At 60.3% G+C, this 23,409-nt stretch carries 23 protein-coding genes and 1 riboswitch; of the genes, 5 read left to right on the forward strand and 18 right to left on the reverse strand.

What is annotated here, in order from left to right; translation table 11 throughout:
* Nucleotides 1-28: 28 nt before the first annotated feature.
* Nucleotides 29-598, reverse strand: coding sequence for a TIGR01841 family phasin (phaP, locus tag AYM40_RS30725; RefSeq protein WP_063499783.1), 570 nt, complete (start codon nucleotides 596-598; stop codon nucleotides 29-31).
* 104 nt (nucleotides 599-702) lie between these two features.
* Nucleotides 703-900, reverse strand: coding sequence for a hypothetical protein (locus AYM40_RS30730; protein ID WP_063499784.1), 198 nt, complete (start codon nucleotides 898-900; stop codon nucleotides 703-705).
* A 682-nt stretch (nucleotides 901-1,582) separates the two neighbouring features.
* Between AYM40_RS30730 and AYM40_RS30735 the strand changes: the two genes are divergently transcribed.
* From AYM40_RS30735 to AYM40_RS30755, 5 genes are all read left to right on the forward strand, one after another.
* Nucleotides 1,583-2,179 carry a hypothetical protein gene (locus AYM40_RS30735; RefSeq protein WP_063499785.1) on the forward strand — a complete coding sequence of 199 codons (597 nt, stop codon included), beginning with the start codon at nucleotides 1,583-1,585 and terminating at the stop codon, nucleotides 2,177-2,179.
* A gap of 105 nt (nucleotides 2,180-2,284) precedes the next feature.
* Complete coding sequence (locus tag AYM40_RS30740; protein WP_063500817.1) at nucleotides 2,285-2,686, forward strand: DUF2946 domain-containing protein; 402 nt, start codon at nucleotides 2,285-2,287, stop codon at nucleotides 2,684-2,686.
* Between the two features lie 83 nt (nucleotides 2,687-2,769).
* The gene (locus tag AYM40_RS30745; RefSeq protein WP_063499786.1) at nucleotides 2,770-5,148 is read left to right on the forward strand and encodes a TonB-dependent receptor; all 2,379 of its coding nucleotides are present in this window, start codon (nucleotides 2,770-2,772) and stop codon (nucleotides 5,146-5,148) included.
* 140 nt (nucleotides 5,149-5,288) lie between these two features.
* Nucleotides 5,289-6,677, forward strand: coding sequence for a PepSY-associated TM helix domain-containing protein (locus AYM40_RS30750; RefSeq protein ID WP_063499787.1), 1,389 nt, complete (start codon nucleotides 5,289-5,291; stop codon nucleotides 6,675-6,677).
* 203 nt (nucleotides 6,678-6,880) lie between these two features.
* Nucleotides 6,881-7,019, forward strand: a riboswitch (cobalamin riboswitch).
* A 33-nt stretch (nucleotides 7,020-7,052) separates the two neighbouring features.
* Nucleotides 7,053-8,108, forward strand: a complete 1,056-nt coding sequence (locus AYM40_RS30755) for a HoxN/HupN/NixA family nickel/cobalt transporter (RefSeq protein WP_063500818.1) — start codon at nucleotides 7,053-7,055, stop codon at nucleotides 8,106-8,108.
* Nucleotides 8,109-8,205: 97 nt separating this feature from the next.
* Here AYM40_RS30755 and AYM40_RS30760 read toward each other — a convergent pair whose 3' ends face one another.
* The 16 genes from AYM40_RS30760 to AYM40_RS30840 form a co-directional block, all read right to left on the reverse strand.
* Complete coding sequence (locus tag AYM40_RS30760) at nucleotides 8,206-9,063, reverse strand: sterol desaturase family protein (protein ID WP_063499788.1); 858 nt, start codon at nucleotides 9,061-9,063, stop codon at nucleotides 8,206-8,208.
* 230 nt (nucleotides 9,064-9,293) lie between these two features.
* Nucleotides 9,294-9,986 carry a methyltransferase family protein gene (locus AYM40_RS30770; RefSeq protein ID WP_082855521.1) on the reverse strand — a complete coding sequence of 231 codons (693 nt, stop codon included), beginning with the start codon at nucleotides 9,984-9,986 and terminating at the stop codon, nucleotides 9,294-9,296.
* Between the two features lie 26 nt (nucleotides 9,987-10,012).
* Nucleotides 10,013-10,297, reverse strand: coding sequence for a hypothetical protein (locus tag AYM40_RS30775; protein WP_082855522.1), 285 nt, complete (start codon nucleotides 10,295-10,297; stop codon nucleotides 10,013-10,015).
* 78 nt (nucleotides 10,298-10,375) lie between these two features.
* Nucleotides 10,376-11,332 carry a type II secretion system F family protein gene (locus AYM40_RS30780; protein ID WP_063499791.1) on the reverse strand — a complete coding sequence of 319 codons (957 nt, stop codon included), beginning with the start codon at nucleotides 11,330-11,332 and terminating at the stop codon, nucleotides 10,376-10,378.
* A gap of 42 nt (nucleotides 11,333-11,374) precedes the next feature.
* Nucleotides 11,375-12,352, reverse strand: coding sequence for a type II secretion system F family protein (locus AYM40_RS30785; protein WP_063499792.1), 978 nt, complete (start codon nucleotides 12,350-12,352; stop codon nucleotides 11,375-11,377).
* Nucleotides 12,353-12,429: 77 nt separating this feature from the next.
* Nucleotides 12,430-13,785, reverse strand: coding sequence for a CpaF family protein (locus AYM40_RS30790; protein WP_063500820.1), 1,356 nt, complete (start codon nucleotides 13,783-13,785; stop codon nucleotides 12,430-12,432).
* A 28-nt stretch (nucleotides 13,786-13,813) separates the two neighbouring features.
* Nucleotides 13,814-15,013, reverse strand: a complete 1,200-nt coding sequence (locus AYM40_RS30795; RefSeq protein WP_063499793.1) for an AAA family ATPase — start codon at nucleotides 15,011-15,013, stop codon at nucleotides 13,814-13,816.
* Nucleotides 15,014-15,042: 29 nt separating this feature from the next.
* On the reverse strand, nucleotides 15,043-15,507 hold the full coding sequence (locus AYM40_RS30800) for a TadE/TadG family type IV pilus assembly protein (protein ID WP_063499794.1): 465 nt from the start codon (nucleotides 15,505-15,507) through the stop codon (nucleotides 15,043-15,045).
* A complete protein-coding gene (locus AYM40_RS30805; protein ID WP_063499795.1) occupies nucleotides 15,504-15,992 on the reverse strand; it encodes a TadE/TadG family type IV pilus assembly protein in 489 nt (162 codons plus the stop codon). Before AYM40_RS30805 ends, AYM40_RS30800 begins: the two co-directional genes overlap by 4 nt.
* 10 nt (nucleotides 15,993-16,002) lie before the next feature.
* Nucleotides 16,003-17,262: a TadE/TadG family type IV pilus assembly protein gene (locus tag AYM40_RS30810; protein WP_063499796.1), complete on the reverse strand. Its 1,260-nt coding sequence runs from the start codon at nucleotides 17,260-17,262 to the stop codon at nucleotides 16,003-16,005.
* Between the two features lie 24 nt (nucleotides 17,263-17,286).
* On the reverse strand, nucleotides 17,287-17,601 hold the full coding sequence (locus AYM40_RS30815) for a hypothetical protein (RefSeq protein WP_063500821.1): 315 nt from the start codon (nucleotides 17,599-17,601) through the stop codon (nucleotides 17,287-17,289).
* A gap of 22 nt (nucleotides 17,602-17,623) precedes the next feature.
* Nucleotides 17,624-19,549 (reverse strand): type II and III secretion system protein family protein, encoded by a 1,926-nt coding sequence (locus AYM40_RS30820; protein WP_063499797.1) that lies wholly within the window; start codon nucleotides 19,547-19,549, stop codon nucleotides 17,624-17,626.
* 108 nt (nucleotides 19,550-19,657) lie between these two features.
* Nucleotides 19,658-20,503 (reverse strand): Flp pilus assembly protein CpaB, encoded by an 846-nt coding sequence (gene cpaB / locus AYM40_RS30825; RefSeq protein ID WP_063499798.1) that lies wholly within the window; start codon nucleotides 20,501-20,503, stop codon nucleotides 19,658-19,660.
* A 63-nt stretch (nucleotides 20,504-20,566) separates the two neighbouring features.
* A complete protein-coding gene (locus AYM40_RS30830) occupies nucleotides 20,567-21,991 on the reverse strand; it encodes an ATP-binding protein (RefSeq protein ID WP_420488526.1) in 1,425 nt (474 codons plus the stop codon).
* A gap of 111 nt (nucleotides 21,992-22,102) precedes the next feature.
* Nucleotides 22,103-22,651, reverse strand: coding sequence for an A24 family peptidase (locus tag AYM40_RS30835; RefSeq protein WP_063499800.1), 549 nt, complete (start codon nucleotides 22,649-22,651; stop codon nucleotides 22,103-22,105).
* Nucleotides 22,652-22,774: 123 nt separating this feature from the next.
* A complete protein-coding gene (locus tag AYM40_RS30840; protein WP_063499801.1) occupies nucleotides 22,775-22,954 on the reverse strand; it encodes a Flp family type IVb pilin in 180 nt (59 codons plus the stop codon).
* Nucleotides 22,955-23,409: the final 455 nt, after the last annotated feature.

A 23,409-nucleotide genomic window follows, 5' to 3' on the forward strand; every position in this document is an offset into this window, starting at 1 on the left:
ACCACGGGCATCGCTGCCCGCGTCGGCTCTATCGCTTCGCGCCCCCGGCTACGGGAGCTTGCTCGGCGTTGCTTCGCAAGGCCTTTGATGCTGTGGCTGTGACTGCTTCAAAATTACTCTCGACCGCCTGCACGGCCTGTTGCCCCGTTTTCTGCAGCGTTTCATACAGGGTCGTGGTGGCGGCAATCGTGGATTTCCACGCAGCGATCGCTGCTTCGGAACCCGCGGGGCTGCTCTTCGCCGCTTCATCGACGAGTGCCTGCACGCGGTTGTTATATCGCTCGTACTGCGTCTGTGCGAGTTGCGCGATCTCAGCCTGGGTGGTCGATGCGATGTCGAACACTTGCCGGCCGTAGGACAGCGATTTTTCCGCGAAAGGTCCGGCGAAACCTGCTTGCAGCGTGAACCATTGCGGCGGCTCCGTCGTGCCGGACACCTTCGCCATGTTCTCCTGCGCCTCGGCCAACGCGGCCCTGATGACCTGCAGGTTCAGAGCGGCCAGTTTTTCGACGCCTTCAAATATCTTTCCAGCCAACCCGAAGAACGCGTCGACGTTGGTCTTTGCGCCAGCAACCTGATCGGGACTCAATAGAGTCATGGTTGAATTCCTCAAAATACGGTCCGGCGCGCGAAGCCCCAATCGGACGGGTGTGTTGCGGCGGATCGCGGTGGTGAATAAATCGAAACGGATGTCGCAGATGCCTAGCGCATCCGGGCAATTGCCTTGAGAATGGAATCGCCGTCGCTTGTGATCCGTGGACGTGAGCGTCCCGACGCAAGGTTTTCCAGTGATATGAGTTGGCGCTCGAACAGGGCGTCAAGCTCGGCGCGGCCCAGTTCAATCTGATCCGGCGCGTTCTTGATGAGCATTAGGGTAGCGAATTCATGGGGACTCAGCATATCGTCTCCTCGATTTAATCTATCTGCGCGAAAAGTATTAATTACCCCCTCCAACATGAATGCCCGGCAAATATTTCTGCCGCCTCCGTAAAGCAATCATGCGAGAAATCACCTTACGGAGACGCCATCATAACTGCTCAATTTTCAAATGCAATATGCCGAATGCGTTTTATTGTGGCAGCCGTTTTGTCTGTTGAAAGTGCTTTCGTCTATTGAATATTTTCGCCTCAAAACGCCACACATCGCCAACCCACAACACCGTCTCCGCCCGCGCAGACACCCGTCTGGCATGGCCGTGAGTCGATCCGGCCAACCTACCGTGTTTGCACTGTTTACTTAATTAACGAAATCAGTTCACTTTGATTTCATTTGGCTTGTTTATATTTGAATATTCTATTTACAGGCGGAACTCAGCTCGACCACCCTTACACGGGAATTGCGAAATATTTATTACAGCGCGAATGAGTTTTCGAATAACCAGAAGGACGCCGACCGACGCATGGCAGCGATGCGCAATGAAGCTGCGCGGTCTGGAAGCCCCTAAAGGAGCGTGCAACGGCATCTAATATATTTATCGGCAGGTGTCGGCGCAGCACTGGCCCGGCGGTTTTCTGCAAGAATGGGGGCGCGAAGAATTCATCACCCACGTCCGCCCGTCTTACGAATCCGGGAGCAACCGCAAATGGATAAGCGTCAATTTCTAGCCAGCACGGCCGCGTTGGGCGCCACCGCAGTGCCTGCGTTCGCCAGCAAGCGTGCCGGCAATGCCGCTTGCGCGGCGTCCCCCGTTATCCTGACCATCGCGGGTGCGATCAAGCGCAGCAATCGCGGCGCCCTCGACCCGGCGTTCGACCCATTGCTGGCAAAGCATCAGGTAAAGTTTTCGCAGGCGTATGGGGTCGATCTTCCGTTCATCGCAAGCATGCCGGTGGTGACGATCAAGCCCACCATCGAATACGATGCCCGGCCGCACACCCTGAGCGGCCCCTTGCTCGGCGATGTGCTCGACCACGTCGGCGCACCGGCCGCGGGAAGCACTCAAATCGTCATGCGCGCGGTCGACGGCTATGCCGTGATGACGACGCTCGACAAAGTGCACGACTACCGCATGATCGTGGCGACGCATATGGACGGCAAGCCGCTCCCCCTCGGCGGGTTGGGGCCGCTATGGGCGGTCTACGACCCCGACCACATCCCCGAACTCGCGGGCAAACCGCTAAAAGACCGCTTCGTGTTGTCGCCGTGGGGCCTGTACCAGATACAGGTGACGCAGGCGTAGTGAGCGCCGTCGCCACCGACAGCCGACAGCCGCCCGAGCGGTTTGAGCAGCAAGAAAAGAACGCGCGGCAATGCTAGAATCGCCCGCGTCCTTATGTTCACCCTCATGACTCCACGCTCGCGCAACCGCATGACCGCATGGCTTGGCCTGATCGCCATGTGGCTCGTCGTGTTCGCGCCGGTCGCGAGTCAGATGCTGGTATCGAACCGCGCGCACGAGCCCTTCGCCGCACTCTGTTCGGCGCTGCAGCCGGGCAGCCAGAGTCTCGCGAGCCAGTCCACGCAGGCCAGCCCGGCGCCGGTCCACCTCAGCCACGACGACGCCTTCGGCGCATGCGGCTACTGCCATCTGCTCCAACATCACCTCGCCCTACCGAGCGTCGCGGCAGTCGAGCCGCCGGCCGCGCTCGCCCTTGCCGGCACCGCGCCGCCTGCACTCTCCACCCGCTTCACGCCGCTCGGTGCGTTCCCGTCCGGGCGCCCAAGAGACCCGCCTGCCGTTTCCTGAACGCTGTTGTTCCTGATCGCGCATCTTGCCGCACCCGCTGAGGGGGCGCGCGATCGCCTGTTCAATGCATCAAGGAAACGTTCATGTTCAACTTCGCTCTGCGAAGGCTGCCGTTTTGCGCCCGCCGCGGCGCCCGGCGCATTCCATCCGGCCGGCGGCCGCTGTCGTATTTTCCGGCATGTTTTCCAGCGTTAGTTCCGGCGTTCGTACCGGCATTGATCGCCTCTCCGGCTCACGCGGAGAGCGCACCCGCCGACGCCACGCTGCCTGCCGTCAGCGTCACCGCGAACGCCGTCGCGACCCCGCGCGCCGTCGACCCTAACCTGCCGGCCTCGGTCGAGACCGTGACTCGCGAACAGTTCGACAACTGGAACGTCGTCAATACGGAAGACGTGTTGAAGACCATGCCGAACCTCGCCGTGCGCAAGCGCTTTATCGGCGATCTGAATTCGATCATCGCCGTACGCGGCACCAGCAACACGCAGAGCGCGCGCGGTCTCGTCTATGCGGACGGCCTTCTGCTCAGCAATCTGCTCGGCAACAGCTATTCGTTTCCGCCACGCTGGTCGATGGTGTTTCCCGACGAGATCCAGCAGGCCGACGTGATCTACGGGCCATTTTCCGCGCTCTATCCGGGCAATTCGCTGGGCGCTACGGTGCTCATCAGCACCCGCATGCCGAAGCAGTTCGAAGCCGACGCGGACGTCAAAGCCTTCACCCAGCATTTCAGCCTGTTCGGCGTGAATCAGAATTTCAATGGCAGCGAGGCGAGTGCGTCGATCGGCAACCAGATCGGGAAGTTCTCGTATTTGCTGGGCGTGAATCATCTGGAGAACACGAGCCAGCCGCTGCAATTCGCCACGCTCGCCAAGTCCAGCACACCCGCGAAGGCCGGCGACACGCCCGTGACCGGCGCGTACTTCTACAACAACCAGACCAATACGCCGACCGCGGTGCTCGGCGTGAACGGCGAAGGGATCGAACACACGGTGCAAGACCAGTTCAAGCTGAAGATGCAGTACGACTTCACGCCGACATTGCAGGGCGCCTTCACGCTCGGCTACTGGCACCAGACCTATAACAGCGAGACCTCGAGCTTCCTGCGCGACGCGAACGGCAACCCCGTATACAGCGGCAAGGTTGCGATCGGCGGCTATGAATACACGATTCCGGCGGCCACCCTCGCCCCGAGTCTCGGGCATAGTGAGAACTGGCTATACGGGCTCACGCTGAAGACTCGCAACGCCACCGGCTGGAACGGCGAAGCGATTGCTTCGTACTACGACATCGGCAATAGCGTGGCGCGTACTGCCAGTTCCGGTGCGCCGGGCAACGGCCCCGGCACGGTGATCTTCGGCGACGGCACCGGCTGGAAAACGCTCGATCTGCGCACCACTTACACACCCGTCACGCCGCAAGCGGGGTTGACAAACCACGCGCTGAGCTTCGGCTATCACTACGACAACTACTTCCTCGCCAACGAGAGTTACAACACGCTGAACTGGCGTGACGGCGCGGCCGCGTCGTTTGCCAATGCGTTCGCCGGCAAGACGCAGACTCAGGCGCTGTACGCGCAGGATGCATGGCACTTTCTGCCACGCTGGAAATTGGTCTACGGTGTGCGGTACGAAGACTGGCAAGCCTACGGCGGTTCGCAGTCGCTCCCCGGCAAAGCCATTCCGTACAGCGACGCGAACCAGCATCGATTCTCGCCGAAAGCCGCGTTGTCGTTCGATGTCACCGACGATCTGAGCTTGCGCGCTTCCGTCGGCCGCGCCTATCGGTTTCCGACTGTGGGCGAGATGTTCCAGGGGCAAATCAACGGCTCGTCGATCATCAACAACAATCCGAACCTGAAGCCCGAAGACGATCTCTCGAAAGAGCTGACCGCCGAATGGGCGCACTGGAATGGCATATTCCGCTTCTCGCTGTTTCAGGACGACGTGAAGAACACGATCTTCAGTCAGACCGATACCACCGTGATTCCGAACGTGACGAACTTCCAGAACATCGGCAAGGTGCGCTCGCGTGGCGTCGAAACGAGCTACTCGGGACAGGATGTGTTCGTACGCGGTCTCGATCTGTTGGCGAGTGTGGCGTACACGCAGTCGAAGATCATCGCGAACGCGCAGAACCCGGCGACCGTCGGCAAGTACTTCTATCGGATTCCGCTGTGGCGCGCCAATCTCGCCGCGACGTATCACATCGACGAACGCGCGGCGCTTACGCTCGCCGCGCGCTACTCCGGCCGCGAATACAACACGCTCACCAATACCGACACGAATCCCGATGTATTCGGCGGCACCAGTTCGTACACGGTGGCGGACGCGAAGTTCACGTTCAAGCCAACCAAAGTGAGTGAAGTCGGCATCGGCGTCGACAACCTGTTCGATGCGCGCTATTTCGTCTATCACCCGTATCCGGGCCGTACGTTCTACGTCGAAGCGAAGCTGCGCATGTGAACACGCGATTGGCATGCGCGGCTTGTGCTCGTGTCGTGCTTGTCCGCTACTCGATGCGCTCGATGCGCTCGCGCGATGCAAACCAGCGCGTGCATCGCTGTGCAAACCGATCGACCCACTATTTGCTTCAGGAGGATTGAATGTCCACCACCACCGCTCAACGCACGACCTCCGCAACGGGCGCCACGAGCGCCGGCTACCGGACGCTGTGGCGTTGGCACTTTTACGCGGGCCTCTTTGTGATGCCGTTTCTGGTGGTGCTCGCGATCACCGGCACGCTGTATTGCTTCCAGCCGCAAATCGAGCCGCTGCTTTACCCGCACCACCTGATCGTCGCACCGCAAGCCACGCCCAGGCTGACTGAAGATGCGTTGCTCGCCAAAGCGCGCGCGGCGATGCCAGCCGATGCGCGCGCGGTGACGGCTCCCATCGCGAATGCACCGGAGCGCAGCACCGAGTTCATCTTTCGTCTCGCCAACGGCGAAAAGCAGAGCATCTATCTGAACCCATACAGCGGCGAAGTATTGGGCACGCTCAGCGTCGAGCGCCGCTTCATGCAGGTGGACCGCATGCTTCACCGCAAGCTGCTGCTCGGCAAACCAGGCGAGTTGCTGATGGAGCTGGCCGCGTGCTGGACGCTGGTGATGATCGGCACCGGTGTCGCGCTCTGGTGGCCGCGCGAAAAGACCACTGCACGCGCGGCGTTGCTGCCGCGCTTCTCGCTGCGAGGGCGCGCGCTTTGGAAAAACCTTCACACCGTGATGGGCATCTGGCTCGCGCTCGGCGCGCTGGCATTCGTGCTGAGCGGTCTGCCGTGGACAGGCTCATGGGGTAAGCAGTTCAAGGCACTCGCGAGCGCGGCCAATCTCGGCGCGCCGCCGGGATCGTGGGGTGGCCTGCCGTTGCGCTCCGCGATGCCGGGCATGGTGATGGACGACCTGCCCTTGCCACTTACGCCATGGGCCGTCGGCAACACTCCAGTACCGCAATCCGCCGATGCACACGCAGCGCAGGCGCTGCCGCTTGGACGCATCGTTGCTCTCGTCGCATCGCTCGGTGTCCCGGGCGGTTACGACATCGTGCTGCCCACCTCCGCTACGGGCGTCTACACCGTCTCGTACTTTCCCGCCGACCCGCAAGACGAGCGCACGCTGTACATCGACCAATACAGCGGCGCGGTGCTGAAAGACATCCGTTACGGCCACTACGGTGCGGTGTCGAAGGCCGTGTCGTACGGCACGTCGCTGCATATGGGCCGCTATTTCGGCGTCGCCAATCAGATTCTCTGCGCCGCGATTTCACTTGGACTAGCGGGCATGGCCGTAACCGGCTGTGTGATGTGGTGGAAGCGGCGGCCGCAGCGCTCGCTCGGCGCACCCTCGCGCGAGCGCGCTGCGCCGCCAATGCGTGGCTGGAAAACCGGCCTCGTTCTGCTCGGCATCGTCTTCCCGTTGATGGGCGCCACGCTGCTCGCGGTGTGGCTCGCCGACCGCACGATTTTTGGCCGCGTCACGCGGCAACCTGCTTAAGGCTTCATTCCCGCTGTCAAAATCAAGGAGCACCTCTTGAAGAGATCACGCGAACTTCTACCCGCCGCCTTGCTGTGCGCTTCATTCCCGTGAAAAGTGCGAGTACGATGAGCCAGTAACATACCGGATAGCGCCTTGACGAGCTGCCGATGCTGTCTATTCAGAAGAATTTCGATTGCATCGACAACCCGTCTGGGCGCGTGTATAAGCTTTGCAGGCATCGTCCCACCTGGCGAAGCGGGAAGCCGGTGAGAATCCGGCGCGGTCGCGCCACTGTATCCAGCATGTAAGCCCTGTTGAATCCGAGCTGGGAGTCAAACCTCGCTTCGCCATCGTTCAATCTCGTTCGGGACGCGGTATCCCAAGGAACAGTTGATGATTTCGCAGCTGAAACAGATTTTCAGTGATTCGAACACTGGCGTTCGGAGCCGGCTTTTCGGCATCTACGGCGTGCTGATCGCCACCAACGTGCTCGCGTGGGTCTGGGCACTCGCGGCGTTTCGCCACCATCCCCTTCTATTGGGCACCGCGCTGCTGGCGTATGGTTTCGGCTTGCGCCATGCCGTCGACGCGGACCACATCGCCGCCATCGACAACGTCACGCGCAAGCTGATGCAGGAGAACAAGCGCCCGGTGACCGTCGGCTTCTTCTTTTCGCTCGGCCATTCGACCGTGGTGGTGCTGGCCTCGCTCGCGGTCGCGGCGGCCACGTCCGTCATGCAGGGGCGCTTTAACCACTACAAGGAAATTGGCGGTGTGATCGGCACGCTCGTCTCCGCGCTGTTCCTGTTTGCGATTGCCCTGATGAATCTGGTCATCCTGAACTCGATCTATCAGGCCTGGCGCAATGTGAAAAATGGCGGCCGCTATGTCGACGACGATTTCGATCTGCTGCTGGCCAACCGCGGCTTTTTCTCCCGCCTGTTCAAGCCACTGTTCCGCATGCTCACGCGCAGCTGGCATATGTACCCGCTCGGTTTTCTGTTTGGCCTCGGCTTCGACACTGCCACCGAAATCGCACTGCTCGGCATCGCCGCCGCCCAGGCGTCTCAGGGACTGTCGCCCTGGGCGATCATGGTCTTCCCGGTGCTGTTCAGCGCCGGCATGTCGCTGATCGACACGCTGGACGGGCACCTGATGCTCGGTGCCTACGGCTGGGCTTATCTGAAGCCGATCCGCAAGATCTACTACAACATGACGATTACACTGGTGTCGGTGATCGTGGCCATTGTGATCGGCAGTATCGAAGCGCTGGGCCTGATTTCCGACAAACTGAATTTGCAAGGGCCGGTGTGGGATGCGGTCGGCGCGCTGAACGGTCACTTCGGCATGCTCGGATATCTGATCATCGGCATTTTTGTGCTGAGCTGGGTGGCCTCCGTACTGATCTATCGCGCGAAAAAATTCGACGATCTGGAAATCGGCCGATAGGGATGGACAGGGTGTGCGACGCGGCGCCGATCGTCTCCGGTACGAGTTGCGCGCCGAGTCTTCAGGCCGGTGGCGCTCCGGATCGCTTTAATTTCGCCTACTTTTCCAGAATCTCGACACGCCTGCCGTCCGAACCGGTACTCATGCCAGCATACGAGCGCAGCGGCCAGCCGAGTGCCCCCAGCAGCGAACGCGGTTGCGCGCCGTCGTCCAGACCGGTGGCCGGCCATTCGTGCTTCGCCGGCACCCACAGCGTGCCGAACAGGTGGTCCCACAGCGGCAGCAGTTGAGTGAAGTTGCGATCGAAATGTTCGACGCGGTTCGAGTGATGCAGGCGGTGGTATTGCGGATTGTTGACCCATGTCGTGAAGCGGCCAAGGTCGACATGCAGGTTCATATGCGCGAAGTAATTGCCGAACGTGAAAATGATCGCGGTCACGCCGAGGATCCACGGCTCGACCTTGAACAGCACGCCTACCACCGGATAAAGCAGGCAGCCCTTGATGAGTACCTCGAGCCAGTGATGCCGGAACGTCACTGTGATATTGAACTCGGCGGCACTGTGGTGCAACGAATGCAGCTTCCACAGCACGGGCCACGCATGCTGCAAACGGTGAAATGTATATTCCAGCAGATCGACCGTTAATAGCACGATCACGATGGAAGCCAACGCGCCCCACCCCCGCGAGGCCAGCACGACCCAGCCGCCACCGAGCGCGTTGACGATCGCGACGCTGGCCACCGCCATCAGCGGCCGCATTGCTTCCGCGAGCGCCAGATACAGTGCTGCGTAGACGACGTTAAAGCGCATCCCGGCGCGCGATTGCAATAACTCGGCCGGCCAGCGCCGCTCCAGCGCCGCGCCCATTGCCATCATCCCCAGCACGAGCGCGTAGCCGCCCAGCCAGTGGGTCACGTGGTGCAGCAGTTCAGGAAACGAGCTCGACGCAAACATGTGATTCCCCGGTCAATACGGTGCGTTCATTCGCTCTGCCGTCCGACCTGGCGGCCATGGTCGGGAACCGTTGGCCCACGACCTGGATCGCCGACGGGCCGATCAGCACGGCCGGAGGCGTCGGGAAAATGAAAAGCATCAGAGGAAAGAACGGCTTTAACGCGATCTTCGCAGCCTGTTCTGCGCCGCGCAAGCGCCGTTTTGGTGTTGACGGCATTAGTTATCCTCGGTCAGAACAAACCTGGAATCACGCGGTAGCGAACCTTGCCCTTGTACGAGCGATAGGCTGCATCGGTCGACAGAAGCCGTTCTTCTCGATAAATTCGACCTGCCTGGAGGGCGAACTGGATTCCGTAAATGAGCAAATTCTGCACGCCGAAGTTTGCGATCAGAAAGCCGATGTCCGTTACGAGGTATCCCAAGTACATCGGATGCCGCATGAACCGATAGGCGCCGCACGACACGACTCCCCGGTTGGCCGGCAGAATACCGAACGAACGCCGTAGTGAAGCCTTTGCAAACAGCTGCCAGCAGATGCCGAACACCTGAAGCGACGCGCCGACGGCTTCCGGCACAAGCCGCACGCCAGGTCCCAACTGAACGGCGAGAAAGTAGTACGTACCGCCCATCGAGCACAGGAACGCAAACGGTGTCCAGTCACGCCGCATCGGAACCCGTGTGAAGAGCGACAGACCGATGGTGAAGCACACCTCCACCATCAGCAGCAACAGCGTGATACGTCCGGAATCCGCACGCCAGTGCTGGATCGCCGCGTACGCGAACACGCTCAACAGTACGGCTGTGCCGGTCCGTGCCGATAGTTCGAGCAATGCGTCGCGCGAGCGCGGCGCGGTGTCAGGTGTAGTGCGCGCCGATGCATCGGCAGGAGGTGTTGCAAGCCCCACTGTTTCGGTGTTGATCATGGCCATGCTTTCCCCGTCTATTCTCGTTAGGTCGCGGCGTTGCGTTTGTTGGCGTTATCCGGCCGATTGTTGGCCATGTAGTTATCAATGATCTTCACCATTCCACATAGGCAATTTTCGAGGCTTTGCAGTTCTCGGCTATCGAACGTGTCATCAAAATCGACCAGGTTGCGGTTCTTCGATCGCCAGCCGGACGTGACGGGTTGCACCTCATCGTAATAAGCCACTTCCAGGCATTTCAGGTCGGTGACGTTCAGTCCCCGTTGCCCGGCAACAAATTGGTCATAAGGCGCCAACTTGATGCTCAGCATAAACCGGAGCTTGACGACCTCCACGCGTTCGTCTGGAGCTTCACTCTCCAGTCACAGTGGCGATGCGCCGACACCTGTTTAGCCGGAGAGCGTCGGCAGCAGCACGCGAAACACCTGAATAAAAGCCGGGCCGAGCAATACCAGCATCAGTGTCGGGAATATACAAAAAATGAGCGGAAACAATAATTTGACAGCAATTTTTCCGGCGGCTTCCTCAGCCCGAAGCCGCCGCTTGAGCCGCAGGTTTTCCGAATGCACGCGCAGCGAATCGCCCACGCTGGTGCCGAAGCGCTCCGCCTGAATCAGCATCGCTACCAGCACCTCCAACTCTTCGACGCCAGTGCGCAGTGCCAGGTTTTTGAGCGCAGTTTCCTTGTTTAAACCAGCTCTCAGTTCAAGCAGCAGCAGTTGCAATTCGTCGCTCAATGTTCGGCTTTTGAGGTGCATCTCGTCGGCCACTTTCATAAGCGCCGCGTCCAATCCGAGACCCGCCTCCACACAAACGGTGAGCAAATCCAGCGCGTCTGGAAAATCCTCGAAAATGGTCTGCTGCCGCAGGCGCACCTGGCGTGCCAAGGCGACATTGGGCAGGTAATAGCCGATTCCCGCCAGCACCAGCAGCACGATAATGAACAGGTAACTTTTATCGTTCGCCAGATAGGGGCCAGCCGCCACCAGACAGCTAAGGGGGAGCACAATGACCAAAAGCGTCTTGGCGGCAAAATAAACCCCTGGGGCAGACGAACTGCGCCATCCTGCGTGCATGAATTTCCTACGCAACACCGAATGCTCCCAGCCTTCTTTGGGAATCGAAAGTTTGGCGATCGGCGCTGAAGCCTGCGCAATCTTCCTTGCCCATTGTGCGCCCGCGCCGTCCGCCGTTTCCGGCGAGAGCTGGCCGATGCTCGTGAGCTGGCCAAGGCGGCGGTGTATCGAATTCGGCATGAGCAGCGCCATCAGTCCAAACGTGGCAATGGCGACGATCGCAAAAACGACGGCCAGCAGTATGAGTTGTTCAGTTTTCATGGCGGGCATGGGATCGACCCATCTCCAAAAAATGAAAATGCCGGGTTTTCATCAAACATGGATGCGAATGGTTTTCCGCATCCAGATCAGACCGAACATCATCATGACCAGCGCCACGCCGATCATTTTTATGCCGGCCGGATCGGTCCACAAGACGCGCAGGAAGCCCGGATTAACAATCGAAAGAATCAATGCCAAGGCGAACGGCAAAATCCCCAGAATCCAGGCCGACAAACGGCCTTCAGACGACAACACTCTGACCTTGCCGAGCAGCGCCAGCCGACTGCGGATAATCTGGCTGATATTGCCGAGAATTTCGGCCAGGTTACCGCCGCTCTCGCGCTGAATCAGTACCGCGATCACGAAATAGCGCAGGTCGCTGATCGGTACGCGGTTGGCCAGCGCTCCCAGCGCGTCGTTGAGCGGCACGCCAAAGTTGATTTCGTCGAATGCCGTGCGGAATTCGCCGCCAATCGGCTCGGGCATCTCATCGCCCACGATGCCGAGGGCCGTCGAGAACGAATGCCCGGCCCGCAATGACCGGCTGATCATGTCGGCAGCCTCAGGCAATTGCTCCTCGATCTGCTTCAGCCGCCGGGCCTTGGCCCGGTTGACCTTGAACGACGCAAAGACGGCGCTAAGCAGCGTCGCCGTCAGTAACGCCAGCGCCGGAACGTAGATCATGCTGCCGACCATCCACACCACGAGCGGCGGAAACAGAGTGTAAGAAAGGAACTTCCCAATCGACCAGTTCAGCCCCGACTGAACCAGCCAGCGATCGAGCACATGGATGCGCGGCACCCGCAGCAGCAAGCGGGTCATCCGCGGTGACGCACTCAGCTCGCGCTGCTTGAGAATCGACACCGCCTTGTCATTGCCGTGCCCCCCTGCGGACATCATGCGGATGCGGCTTTCGACGCGCCTCGCGGCACCGCTGTGCTGGCTTTGCCACCAGATATAGGTGGCCTCGATCAGCAAAATGATCGAAAAGAACACCAGGATGACGAAACCGTAGAATAGAAAGTTCATGACGATATCTCTCACAATGGCGCCGCGGCCTTTCCGCCGCGGCCGCCGTCTTGCCGCTCGTTCTTGGTCTGCCGCTGTTACACGGGATAGTGCTGTGTCGGGTCGTACAACGTATCCGGCACCGCCACGCCAAACGCTTGTAATCGCTCGGAGAATTTCGGCCGCACGCCCGTTGCGCAAAAGTGCCCGCAAACCTTTCCGTTTTTATCCACACCAGCGCGCTTGAAAGTGAAGATTTCCTGCAAATTGATAATCTCGCCTTCCATGCCGGTAATTTCCTGAATGCTGGTTATCTTTCTGCGTCCGTCGGTAAGACGGGCCACCTGAATGATGACGCTGATCGCCGAACTGATCTGGTGGCGAGCAGCCTTGGGCGGCAGATTCAGCCCGGCCATGCCGATCATGTTTTCGAGCCGCGTCAGTGCGTCTCGCGGAGTATTGGCGTGCACCGTCGCGAGCGAGCCTTCGTGCCCCGTGTTCATCGCCTGCAGCATATCCAGCGCCTCGGCGCCACGCACTTCGCCCAGAATGATCCGGTCAGGCCGCATCCGCAACGCGTTGCGCACCAGCGAGCGCTGCGTGATCTCCCCTTTGCCTTCGATGTTGGGTGGACGCGTTTCGAGCCGAAGCACGTGCAACTGGCGCATCTGAAGCTCGGCAGCGTCCTCGATCGTCACGATACGTTCGTCGGACGGAATGAACCCTGACAGGACATTGAGCAAAGTCGTCTTGCCGCTGCCTGTCCCGCCCGAAATCAGCACGTTCATCTTGGCGGCGGACAGCGCCTCCAGCACCTGAACCATCGGTGGCGTGAGGCTTTCATATTCAACCAGGTCTTTCACCGTCAGCGGGTTGACGGCGAAACGGCGAATCGACAGCAGCGGGCCATCGATCGCCGACGGCGGAATGATCGCATTCATGCGAGAGCCGTCAGGCAGACGTGCGTCCACCATCGGGTTCGATTCATCAATGCGGCGGCCGACGCGCGATACGATCTTTTCGATCACTTTCATCAAATGCGCGTCATCGTAAAACGTGACATCGGTCAGTTCCAGCTTGCCGCGCCGCTCGATATACACGTGCTTGTACGTGTTGACCAGGATGTCGGAGATCGTCGGATCTGCCAGCAGCGGTTCAAGCGGGCCAAAGCCGAGCATCTCGTCACGCACGTCGCGCACCAGATGTTGCCGCTCGACCTCATTCATCGGGATGTTGTCTTCTTCGACAATACGCTCGACCAACTGTGCCAGTTCATGCTGAATCTGTTCGTTCGAAAGGCGCTGGAGTTTTTCCAGTTCGACGCGGTCGATAACGGCTTGATGGACGTTTTTCTTGAGCTCCTGATACGCTCTTTTGGCCATTCTGTTCCGGTTAAGGCTTTGCTCGTGCGCGGTCAGATCGCCTTGCTCAAAAAATTGCTCACGCAGTGTCATGACGTTTTCCATTTTCCGCTCCTTTAACTCAGGCCCTGCCTAACATCGGCTTGCCGAAAATCTTCCGCAAAGCGGCGCTCCCGCTATTTGCCGGCGACGGCGGCGACGGCGACGGCGGCAGCAACAGGTTGCGCACCAGTTCGCTCAGGCTTTTTGCCACGCCACTCGATTTGGCGAGCCGCAGAATCGGCACGCCCTGATTGATCGACGCTGACACCGAAGCACGGTCTTCAGGAATCACACCGGCCACCCGCAGGCCCAGTGCCTTCTCCAGTTCAGGCAACCCGACCGGCCCTTTCTTTTCGTAGCGGTTGACCAGCACGCGCACCTTGTCGCCGCGGTAGCCGAGTGAGCGGAAGATATCGAGCAGCCGGTGGCCGCCGCGCAGATAGGGCAAACTCAGTTGCAGCACCGGAAAAATGCAGTCGCTCTGGTCGAGTGCCGCAATCGTCACGTTGCAGATGCTCTGGCCGATATCGAAAATAACCAGATCGTATTGATGCCGTACCAGATTCAGAATGCGCTGCAAGTGTTCCGGTTTGATTTCTTTCGCCTTGGCCGGATCGGCTGCACCAGCCAGAACATCAAAGCTGTCGCTGACGTGGGTCAGACACGCATCGAGAAACGCGGGGTCAAGCCGGTCAATCTGGGCACTGACGTCGGCCAGCGTGGCCGGCGGCGTGATTTCCGACACCAGAAAAGCAGCTTCACCGAATTGCTGATTCAAATCGATCAGCAGCGCTCGCTTGCCGACTGCCGAGGCGGCAAAACCCAGATTGGCCGCTAAAAATGAGGTGCCGCTTCCACCTTTACATGACACAAACGAGATCACCCTGCCTTCGCGCCGCGTGCCGGTAATTTTGCGGGCGATCCTTTCGACGGCGTGCTGCAGTTCCTGGGGGTCGGCCGGCCACTGCTGCACATCGCGCACGCCGGCACGCATGGCGCGAATCAGCAGATCGGCCGACGGCGACGGTGCCAGCAGCATGCAGGTCAGATCGGTGTGCTGCGCGGTGAGCGCAGCGAGTGTGTCGAAATCCTGTTGTGTCATCAGCGCGCCATCGAGAATCAGCAAATCGACGCCATCGAGCACCTGCTGATGCGCGCATAGGTCGGCCAGCCCTGCCTTCGATGTTTTGACGCGGTGATGGGAATCTCCCGCCCCGACGATTCGCGCAATCGCACTGGCCTGCGCTGGATCGGATGAATTCGTGAGAATATCGATCATTTTGTTCTTCCCGGTAAGTCGGCGACGTGCTAATTACAAGTAGGATTGGTGCCGTTCACACTACTCAGGCTTTCTCTCGGCAAAGTCGTCGTGAATGGCGGCATCGACAGCGTAAATGGCACAAAAGGCACCACCGTATTGACCGTGACGTTGGCCACGGCAACCGTGACCGCGGTGCACGACGAGGCGTCGCAACCCGACGGCGTATAAGTCACGGTGACGTTGGAAGGCTGCAGAATCGGCAACATCTGCTGCATATCCTTGATCACGGGGTTGCTTGCCGACTGGCTGCTGTTGATGTCGCAAACCACGGCCACCCGGGCACCCAGCCTCGTTGCTTCTGCTGCCGAATTCCAGTAAAACAGCACGCGCCCCATCTCCATGACGCCAATCAGCAACGTGAAGAAAATGGTGGATATAAGGGCGAATTCGAGTGCGGCGACGCCTCGCTGACGCCGTGCGCCGGGCAGACGATGGATATTGAACTTGCTCATAGCACCTGCCTCATCACGCAACTGATATCTCCGAATATCAACCCGCCTAGATTGAAAAACCCGGTGATCTGCGCGTACGGATATCCGGTCACTTTCACTTGCACGAGATTGATCGTTTCGGCGGCCGGATTGGTTTGCACATTCTTGAATTGCCCAGTGCAGCCGGTGTTGCTCACCTGATCGCAGACCACGACCATGCTCTTCTGCAGACCGTTGACGAGCGGCGAGCCCGAGCAGTCCGTCGTGCCGTAAATAACCAGACACTGGGCTTCTCCGATCGGATAGTTGGTTGTATCAGTGGGATCGTATGCGGACAACAGGCGCGCCCCATCGCGCACCGACTTGACGATCGTGTTGTACTGATAGAACGCGTAACCGAATTCGGCGATGCCAAACAGAAGGATGATCATTGGGATCGCCACCAGAGCGAACTCGACGGCCACAATGCCCCGCATGCGGCGCATGGATTGGGTGCGATAGCGCATGATTGCTCTCCTATTGCACCAGCACTGGCACCATCGGCCCGATGCCGGCGGTCGTGCTGCCTGGGATGCCCTGCGACGCGCAGGGCGTGGTCGGGTCAGACGCATCGCCTCGATACTCCAGATAGATCGTGCCGTTGAGTGCGCCATTGTTGTTCTTCTCCATCGGGTGAAGCATCAGCACGCAGGCCCACGATTGAATGGCAGCTGTCTGACTGTTTTGTAACGCTGAACAGTCGACCACCGGCACAAGCGCAAGTCGCCGGTCAGTGCCACTGGAGTAGTAGATAGCTGATTGGGTAGTTCCCTTAACATCAAGGAGGTTCGCCGCCGATTGGCCCTGGTAAGCGATGTGGTTCGGCCGCTGATTGTCACGGAAATCCGGAAACACATTCCGCGTCGGAATAACCCCATTGAGCTGGGTCACGGGCGAGTATGCGAAGCCGGTGAAATCGGATACACCGGAGGGATTCGGCGGGGGATTGTACGGATTCTGGTAAATCCCAAAGCGGGTATTCCAGGCACCGTCCATGCTCTGAATGTTGCCGGTCTTTCCAACCTGAGTGCCAACCGCCGGTAACGTGCATTGCCCCGATCCCGTGAGTAGGGTTTTCATGTCCGGGACGTTCTGACCAGGATACGCGACCCACATGAAGTTACCGGTCAGCTGATTATTCGAGCCCACCTTGCTGGGCAGCCAATCGCCCACGTTGTAGGGGGTGCTGGCTGGCGCCTTGCAAACGGCCACCGGCAGCGCACATGTCGTTTGCGACTGCGTGGTCGATGCGACCGCGGTAGCTGCAACGGCAGATGTACCGAGCGTCGCGCTGACAACCTGCATGAACCAGTTGCTGATCTTGGCGCGGGTCACGGTACAACGCACAAAGCCGATGCTCGGCACGTCTGCTGCACTAAATTGGCTTTGGGTCAAATACGGGCCAACAAACAACTTGCTGAACGTGACGTTGCTGTTAGTCGCGAGCGACACATTTTCACTCTGCAGCAACACCCGATTCGCCGCGCCAACCGTTATACCCGCCGCCTCGGGTGTCGCGAGCGACAACGCCTTCGTGAGATCGCGCGATGCCGCCAACGCGCAGGCGTCGGCGGCGTTGGACAATTCACTCTTCGCGATATACAGCTTGCCTAGATCGGCGGCCAAACCGGCAAAACTGATCAGCACCACGAGCGTCAGTGCGACGATGATCGCGACGACGCCGCGCTCGCCCCGACGAGCCGCACCGCAAGCACCCGATTTGATTACGCCACGCATGACGATCTCCCGTCCATGTTGTTCTTACTGACCGCCGGCCCCGCCGCCGCTCCCGCTTCCGACACCGATGACGAATGCATTCGGTGACGGCACAGGTTGTTGAAACGACTTGTCGTAGGTGTCCATCGCTGAAGCGGCGGACTTGCCGTCCATTCCTTGTGCCGATTGCGCGTGTTCTGCCGCGTGCGGATCGATGATCTGCGCTTGCGTGACGGCTTTGAGTGCCTGGCCAAAATGTGCGTCCCAGATCGGCGTGCTGGACATGCAACCGCTGAGCGCCGCGCAGACCGGCACGATGAGCGCGGCCCAGCGTGCGAAAGCAAAGTGTTCGTTTTTCATGAAATTCCCCTTGGGCGTCACATCAATGTTCAGCCGGCTGACTTGAAGCATCCGCTTTCGCGACTTCTTGCCGGGCGTTGCGTGAGGCGATCTGTTTCGCGGAGCTTTCGATGCGGGCGGCACGGGCCGCCTGTTCGGTCTCAGCCGCTGACGGCGCCGCGGTGCTGGCCGCCGCTGTCAGCATGGGACTCGCTGCCGCTGCTTGCGGGCCACGCGGCGGCAACGCCGTCGTAGCAGGCACAGCGGGCGCTTGTGGCGCCGGTTCAGGCGAGGGCTGCGGTGCCGACGGGCTCACCGAAGCAGGGGCAGGCATCGGCGAAGCGGCCGGGGCAGCCTCGGCAGGCGCGGCACGCATTTTCGGGTGACGGCCTTCCATGTTGCCGGTCGCGTAGACGTCGGCCTCGTTCGGCTGCGAGAAGCTGTCCGTGGGCAGTGGCAGGTCCGCGGTTTGCAGCGGCTTGACGAGATGCGGCGTGATGATGAACACGAGTTCCGTCAAGTCCTGCTGGAACGACGTGCTGCGCGCCAGTGCACCGAGCACCGGCACTTCGCCAATGCCGGGAATGGCTTTCAGCGCGCCGGTGACGTTGCTCTTCATCAGTCCGCCGATCGCAAACGACTCGCCGTCGCTCATCTGGACGACGGTGGACGCGCGACGGGTCGTGATGAGCGGCAGAATCGACACACCGCTCACGTTGGACGCGCTAACCGTGATGCCAGTCGGCGACAGCTCGGACACCTCGGGTGCAACCTTCAGGCTGATACGGCCGTTGGAAAGCACGGTCGGCGTGAACTTCAGGCCGACACCAAATTCCTCTTCCTGGAGCGTAATGCTCGTCACGCCTGTACCGCTGCTTTGCGGCACCGGAATGAAGATCTTGCCGCCAGCGAGGAAGGTCGCCTCCTGGCCGCTGATCGCGACGAGATTCGGTTCGGCGAGAATCTTGACGAGGTCGTCAGTTTTCTGCGCATCGACGGCGAAGTTAAACGGGCGGTTGTTCGCCTTGCTGCCCGCGATGACGCTCGTCACACCGGCCAGCAGGTTGCTCACCAGCGCACCGCTCCATGAACCGAAGCCGCCCTGAATATTGAGCGCCGAGCCCAGCTGGTTGATGAGTGTCTTCGACACCTCGGCGACCTTGACTTCGAGCATCACCTGCTGCGGTGCATCGACCGTCATCATGTTGATCACTTCGGCCGACTTGCTGGTGCTCGAACTCTGCTGGTTCACAGGCATGCCGCCTATGCTCCCGGACCCCGCCTGCGATTGCTGGGTGGGCTGTGCGTCCGCGTAGGCCTTCGCGATCTCCATCGCCTGCTGGGCAGCCGGCGAACTCGATACATGCCCCCCGAGCACCAGGTTGCCTGCTGCGGTCGATACCCGGATGCTGCGCTCATTGGGCAACAGTTGCCCAAGCGATTGCTGCACGCCATTGGCGTCAATGTTGACAATCACGTCGATCATCTGACATCCGCCGCTGCGTCCCTGCACGATCATGTTGGTCGTGCCGACCGCCATGCCGACGAGATAGAGCGTGCGCGGCGACACGAGCGTAGCTTGCACGATCGTCGGATTGCCGAGCGTGCGGTTGCGTGCCGGTTCGGCGAGAGGCAGGAGTGTCGACTTGCCAACCGGTACGACGACACTGGTTTCATCATGGATCTCGCCGGTGCAGTTCGGACCGCGCAGCGGCGCGGCGGCTGCGGCGCCGGCCGCTCCGCCGGCCGGCATCGGCGCCATGCTGACCATCATCGGCATTGGCCCACGGCCCGACGGCAACGGCGCATTTGGCCTGGCCTTGGCAAGCGCCGGAACTTCGGCCGCTTCCTGCGCTGCGCCGCTTTGCGCGACAAGCAATCCGGTGCACAGCGCCGAGGCGAGTACGACGCCGCCGAGCGAGCGGCTACGCATCGCACCGCCGGATGAGAACCCCAGTTTCGTCTTCATTTTTTCATGCCCCCGTTACCCGATATCGGTCAATCGAGACTTCCGTTCTTTGTCTTCGTGGTGCCCGTTGCAGCGGCCCGTCTTCGCGGATGCCGCTGCCGGTCCGGACTAGAAACACTCAACGCTGCCCAACACACCAGATAGCACTCCGACGCAGTCCCGCTTTGCCGCTGGTCGTGCGGCGTAGTGCACGCGCGCAGGACGCGCGGGCAAAGCAGCGGGCGCCGAGGCCGGCACGGCTGGCGTGCCGAGCAGCGTGACCTTCGTGGCACCGCCGGTGAGCAGCGATGCGGTATCCACCTGGTTGCGCAGCACCAGTGACAGCGTGCCGACACTGCGCGCGAGGTCGAGTTTTTCCGCCTGGTCAGGCGTGACTTCGAGCGTGACTGCGTTGACCACTTTGGGTTTGGTTTCGTCACGGCCCACTTCCTGCGCGACGGCCAGCACCAGAATTTTTTCGAGCACGATCTTGGAAATGCTTTCGTCGTTGCCCGATTTGTTCGTGCTGCTTTTGTCTTGCTGCGTGCTGACGATGATGTCGACATAGTTTCCAGGCAGTGCAAAACCCGCCACGCCGATCACATCGTTGACGCGCACCGTGATCGCGCGCTTGCCGTCAGCGATCACCGCCGATAACCCTCCCTGCGTACCGACAGGCGCCAACTTACCTTCCAGAATCGGCTCACCGCGCAACGCACTGTTTTTCATCACACGTCCGTCGAGTTTCTGCGTATCGCTGAACGCACCGGTCGGTATGCTGCCTGCCGGCCAGTCGACCATCTTGATGAAATCGGGGTTAAGGCGCTGCCCCAAACTGATATCGACGGCGGCGACCGCGACTCTGGTGGTCATGCCCGACGATCTGTCCATCAGCCAGCGCGACGCTACCGCTACCGCGCCGAGTCCCGCCACCGCCGCAACCACCAACATCACCAGCGCACGTATGTTCTTCATGATGAGTCTCCCTGATACCTGACCTGTTTCCTGACTAGAGTTTCCGGCCGCTTAACCGGTCACTTAACCGGCCGCGAATTTTTTTGCTGTCCACTCCGCGCCACCCTGCTGCTGGGGTGGCGGGTTGTCGTGGTCGCCGACCACCGCGAAGTAGCTGTTCCAGGCGCGCAACAAGTTCGGTCCATCCGCCACGGCCGGTTGCTCAAGGTAACGCGCATTGGCCAGCACGATGCGCAACAGGTCACCTGGATAACATGCCAGCAGCGGCCGGCCGGACGACATATGTAAGTGATGCACGAGATACTCAAACGCGTCATCGTCCGACGCCACGTTTAGTTCTTCACAGCGCTGTTCGTACACGGCGCGATACTCGGCGACATCGAGGGGGCCGATATACAGCTTGCAGCCGAGGCGCCGGAAAAATGCCTCGTCGCCGAGATCCGCCGGCGCAAAATTGCTTGAAAACGCAATCCAGACGTCGAACGGCAGAGAGAAGCGCGAGCCGGTATGCAAGGTGAGCATGTCGCGCCCGCGATCGAACGGCACGATCCATCGGTTGATCAACTCAGCCGGGGCCACGCGCTGGCGCCCGAGATCGTCGACAATGTATAAGCCGCCGTTGGCCTTGACATGCGGAGGCGCCTGGTAAAAGCCGCTGGCCGCGTCGTAGCGCAACTCGAGCATGTCCAGTGTCAGTTCCCCCCCGGATAGCACGGTGGGCCGCCGGCAAACTTGCCAGCGGGAGTCGGAAGGTGCGCTCAACGCATTGTCGGGCGCTCCTGTGTCGCACGGCTCGTGAATCAGCGGATCGAAAATCTGGATGACTTCGTTTTCAACTACGATGGCATACGGCACAGTCACACGGCCGGGCAGCAGCCGCCCCAATCGTTCGGCTAACGAAGTTTTGCCACTGCCCGGTGGCCCGAAGAAGATCACTGGTTTGCCGCTGTTGACTGCGCCGCCGATCTCGTCGAGCAGCGCTGTCCTGATCGTCAAGCCGGCAAAGGCAGCCCGCACGCTGGTGCGGGTGACTTGCATCTGTCGCACCGATTGCTGCCGCAGCACGGTTTCATATGCTGCCAACGACACCGGTGCCGGGCCGACGTAGCGGCAGTGAGCCATGAATTCGGCCGCGCGCTGACGGCCGCCATCGGTGAGTTGGAGATCGACATCGATATCGCTGGCGCCGCGCCGCACGATTTCCAGCACCCGTTCGCGCACCCCGAAGGCCACCACGCCATCGAGGACGCTGGCGCCCAGCTTGAGGCGTTCAATCAGTTTGGATAACGATACTTTTCCAAGCAGAAAAGCCGTCTTGGCCACCAGTTCAAGCAGAAAATTTTGATCCAGTCCGGTGTCGGCAATGGTGCGTGGCGCGCGCGCCAACAGATTTTCTTCAGCGCCGCCCTCCTTGATGCGAGCCCGGCCGGCATCCTGCAGGCGGCTGATGTCAGCCGGCGCGCCCGGCGCCGTTTTCCATTTGTTTATCACGTTAGTCCCCCAGTGATCCCGTGCTGCGCACGGGCCTGCTGCACTTATTGTTGTTTGCCTTTCTGCGAAGGCTCTTACGTCATGGGCAGATGCCTGCTTGCTGAGCCGTCAGCGCGTGCCTGCGCCTGCTTGAAGAAACATCACGCCCAACGTGCCGATGGCAATGGCCACGCCGTACGGCAACGACCCAACCGAAGCAAAGTCGGTGCCCTTGCCTTGCGTATTCATGTTGTCGCGGCGGTTGATGCCAGCCAGCAAAATTGCCAGGATATTCGTGCAGGTGGATTTCACAGCCCGCTTGGAAATAATCACCGCCAGCGCCCACGCACCACCCATCGTGCAGGTCAGCAATGCGATCTGTAGTGCGATGTCAGGTCCGACGAACGCGCCAACCGCAGCCATCAGTTTTACGTCACCCGCGCCCATGCCGCGCAGCAGATACAGGGGCAAAAACAGGCCGCCGCCAGTCAGCATGCCGAGCGCCCACCGCCCCGAGCCGCCGCCGGCTCCATGCAGATGCCACTGCATCGTCAGCGCCAGCGCCAGCCCCGTCAGCACCAGCCAGTTCGGAATGCGCCGGGCATGTAAATCCCAGCCTGCGGCCATCGCCACCAGTCCGAACAGGCACACACCAACTGGAAATTCGAAAGCGTTCATGGAGTTCCCCGTTTCCACTTCGCTATTAGTGAGGAAAGAGCAGCCCCGAAGAAGCAGGGCCACTCTTCGCTCAATCTATTGCCCCTGACCAGGCAAACCTGCAATGTGGTTATTCACTATGCATTAGGCGGCCGCGAGTGCGGTTGAAATCTTGCCAAAAGTAGCGTTGAGATCTGTAGCGACCAATTGAACTGCTGTGATGATCGTGACCGCAATCAACGCAGCCAGCAGACCATACTCAATCGCCGTCACACCATCTTCTTCACGCGCAAAGGCACGAATCAGGTCGAGAGTTTTTTGCATTTTGAAGCTCCTAGAAAAAGAAGTTTTTAACTCAGGTACTCAAAACATGCCCGCTGCGGGACCGAGCATTGGTGGAAGGCTGCTGACTGCGCAGCCGGGGTTGGCCTGGTTAACCGGTCAGGTGCTGGAGGGCTTCTTTGAGTGCGCTCCGGCCCTTCCCCTCCCCAACGCCATCTCTTGGGAACCTCGATCACCGCCGAAGCCAGTGACGCTGTCTCCCGTCCTCGGCACGACCGGCCATGCAGACCGACGCTGTGTCGAAGTTTTCCGGCGCCGCAGAACTGAATCCCCCCGTCAGCCGTTCTGTGGCGCCTGAAACCGGAGCGCCCTGTACTGCTCAAGCAGCGCACCGTTGCAGACAACTACGCCAGAAGAGTGCCAAGCTGCGGAAAGGCTTGATGGCATTGAATAGTTCGGACGAAAAGAGGACCTGGGCGTACTTGCAACACTAGAAA

The organism is Paraburkholderia phytofirmans OLGA172, assembly GCF_001634365.1.
In the GTDB taxonomy this organism is placed as follows: domain Bacteria; phylum Pseudomonadota; class Gammaproteobacteria; order Burkholderiales; family Burkholderiaceae; genus Paraburkholderia.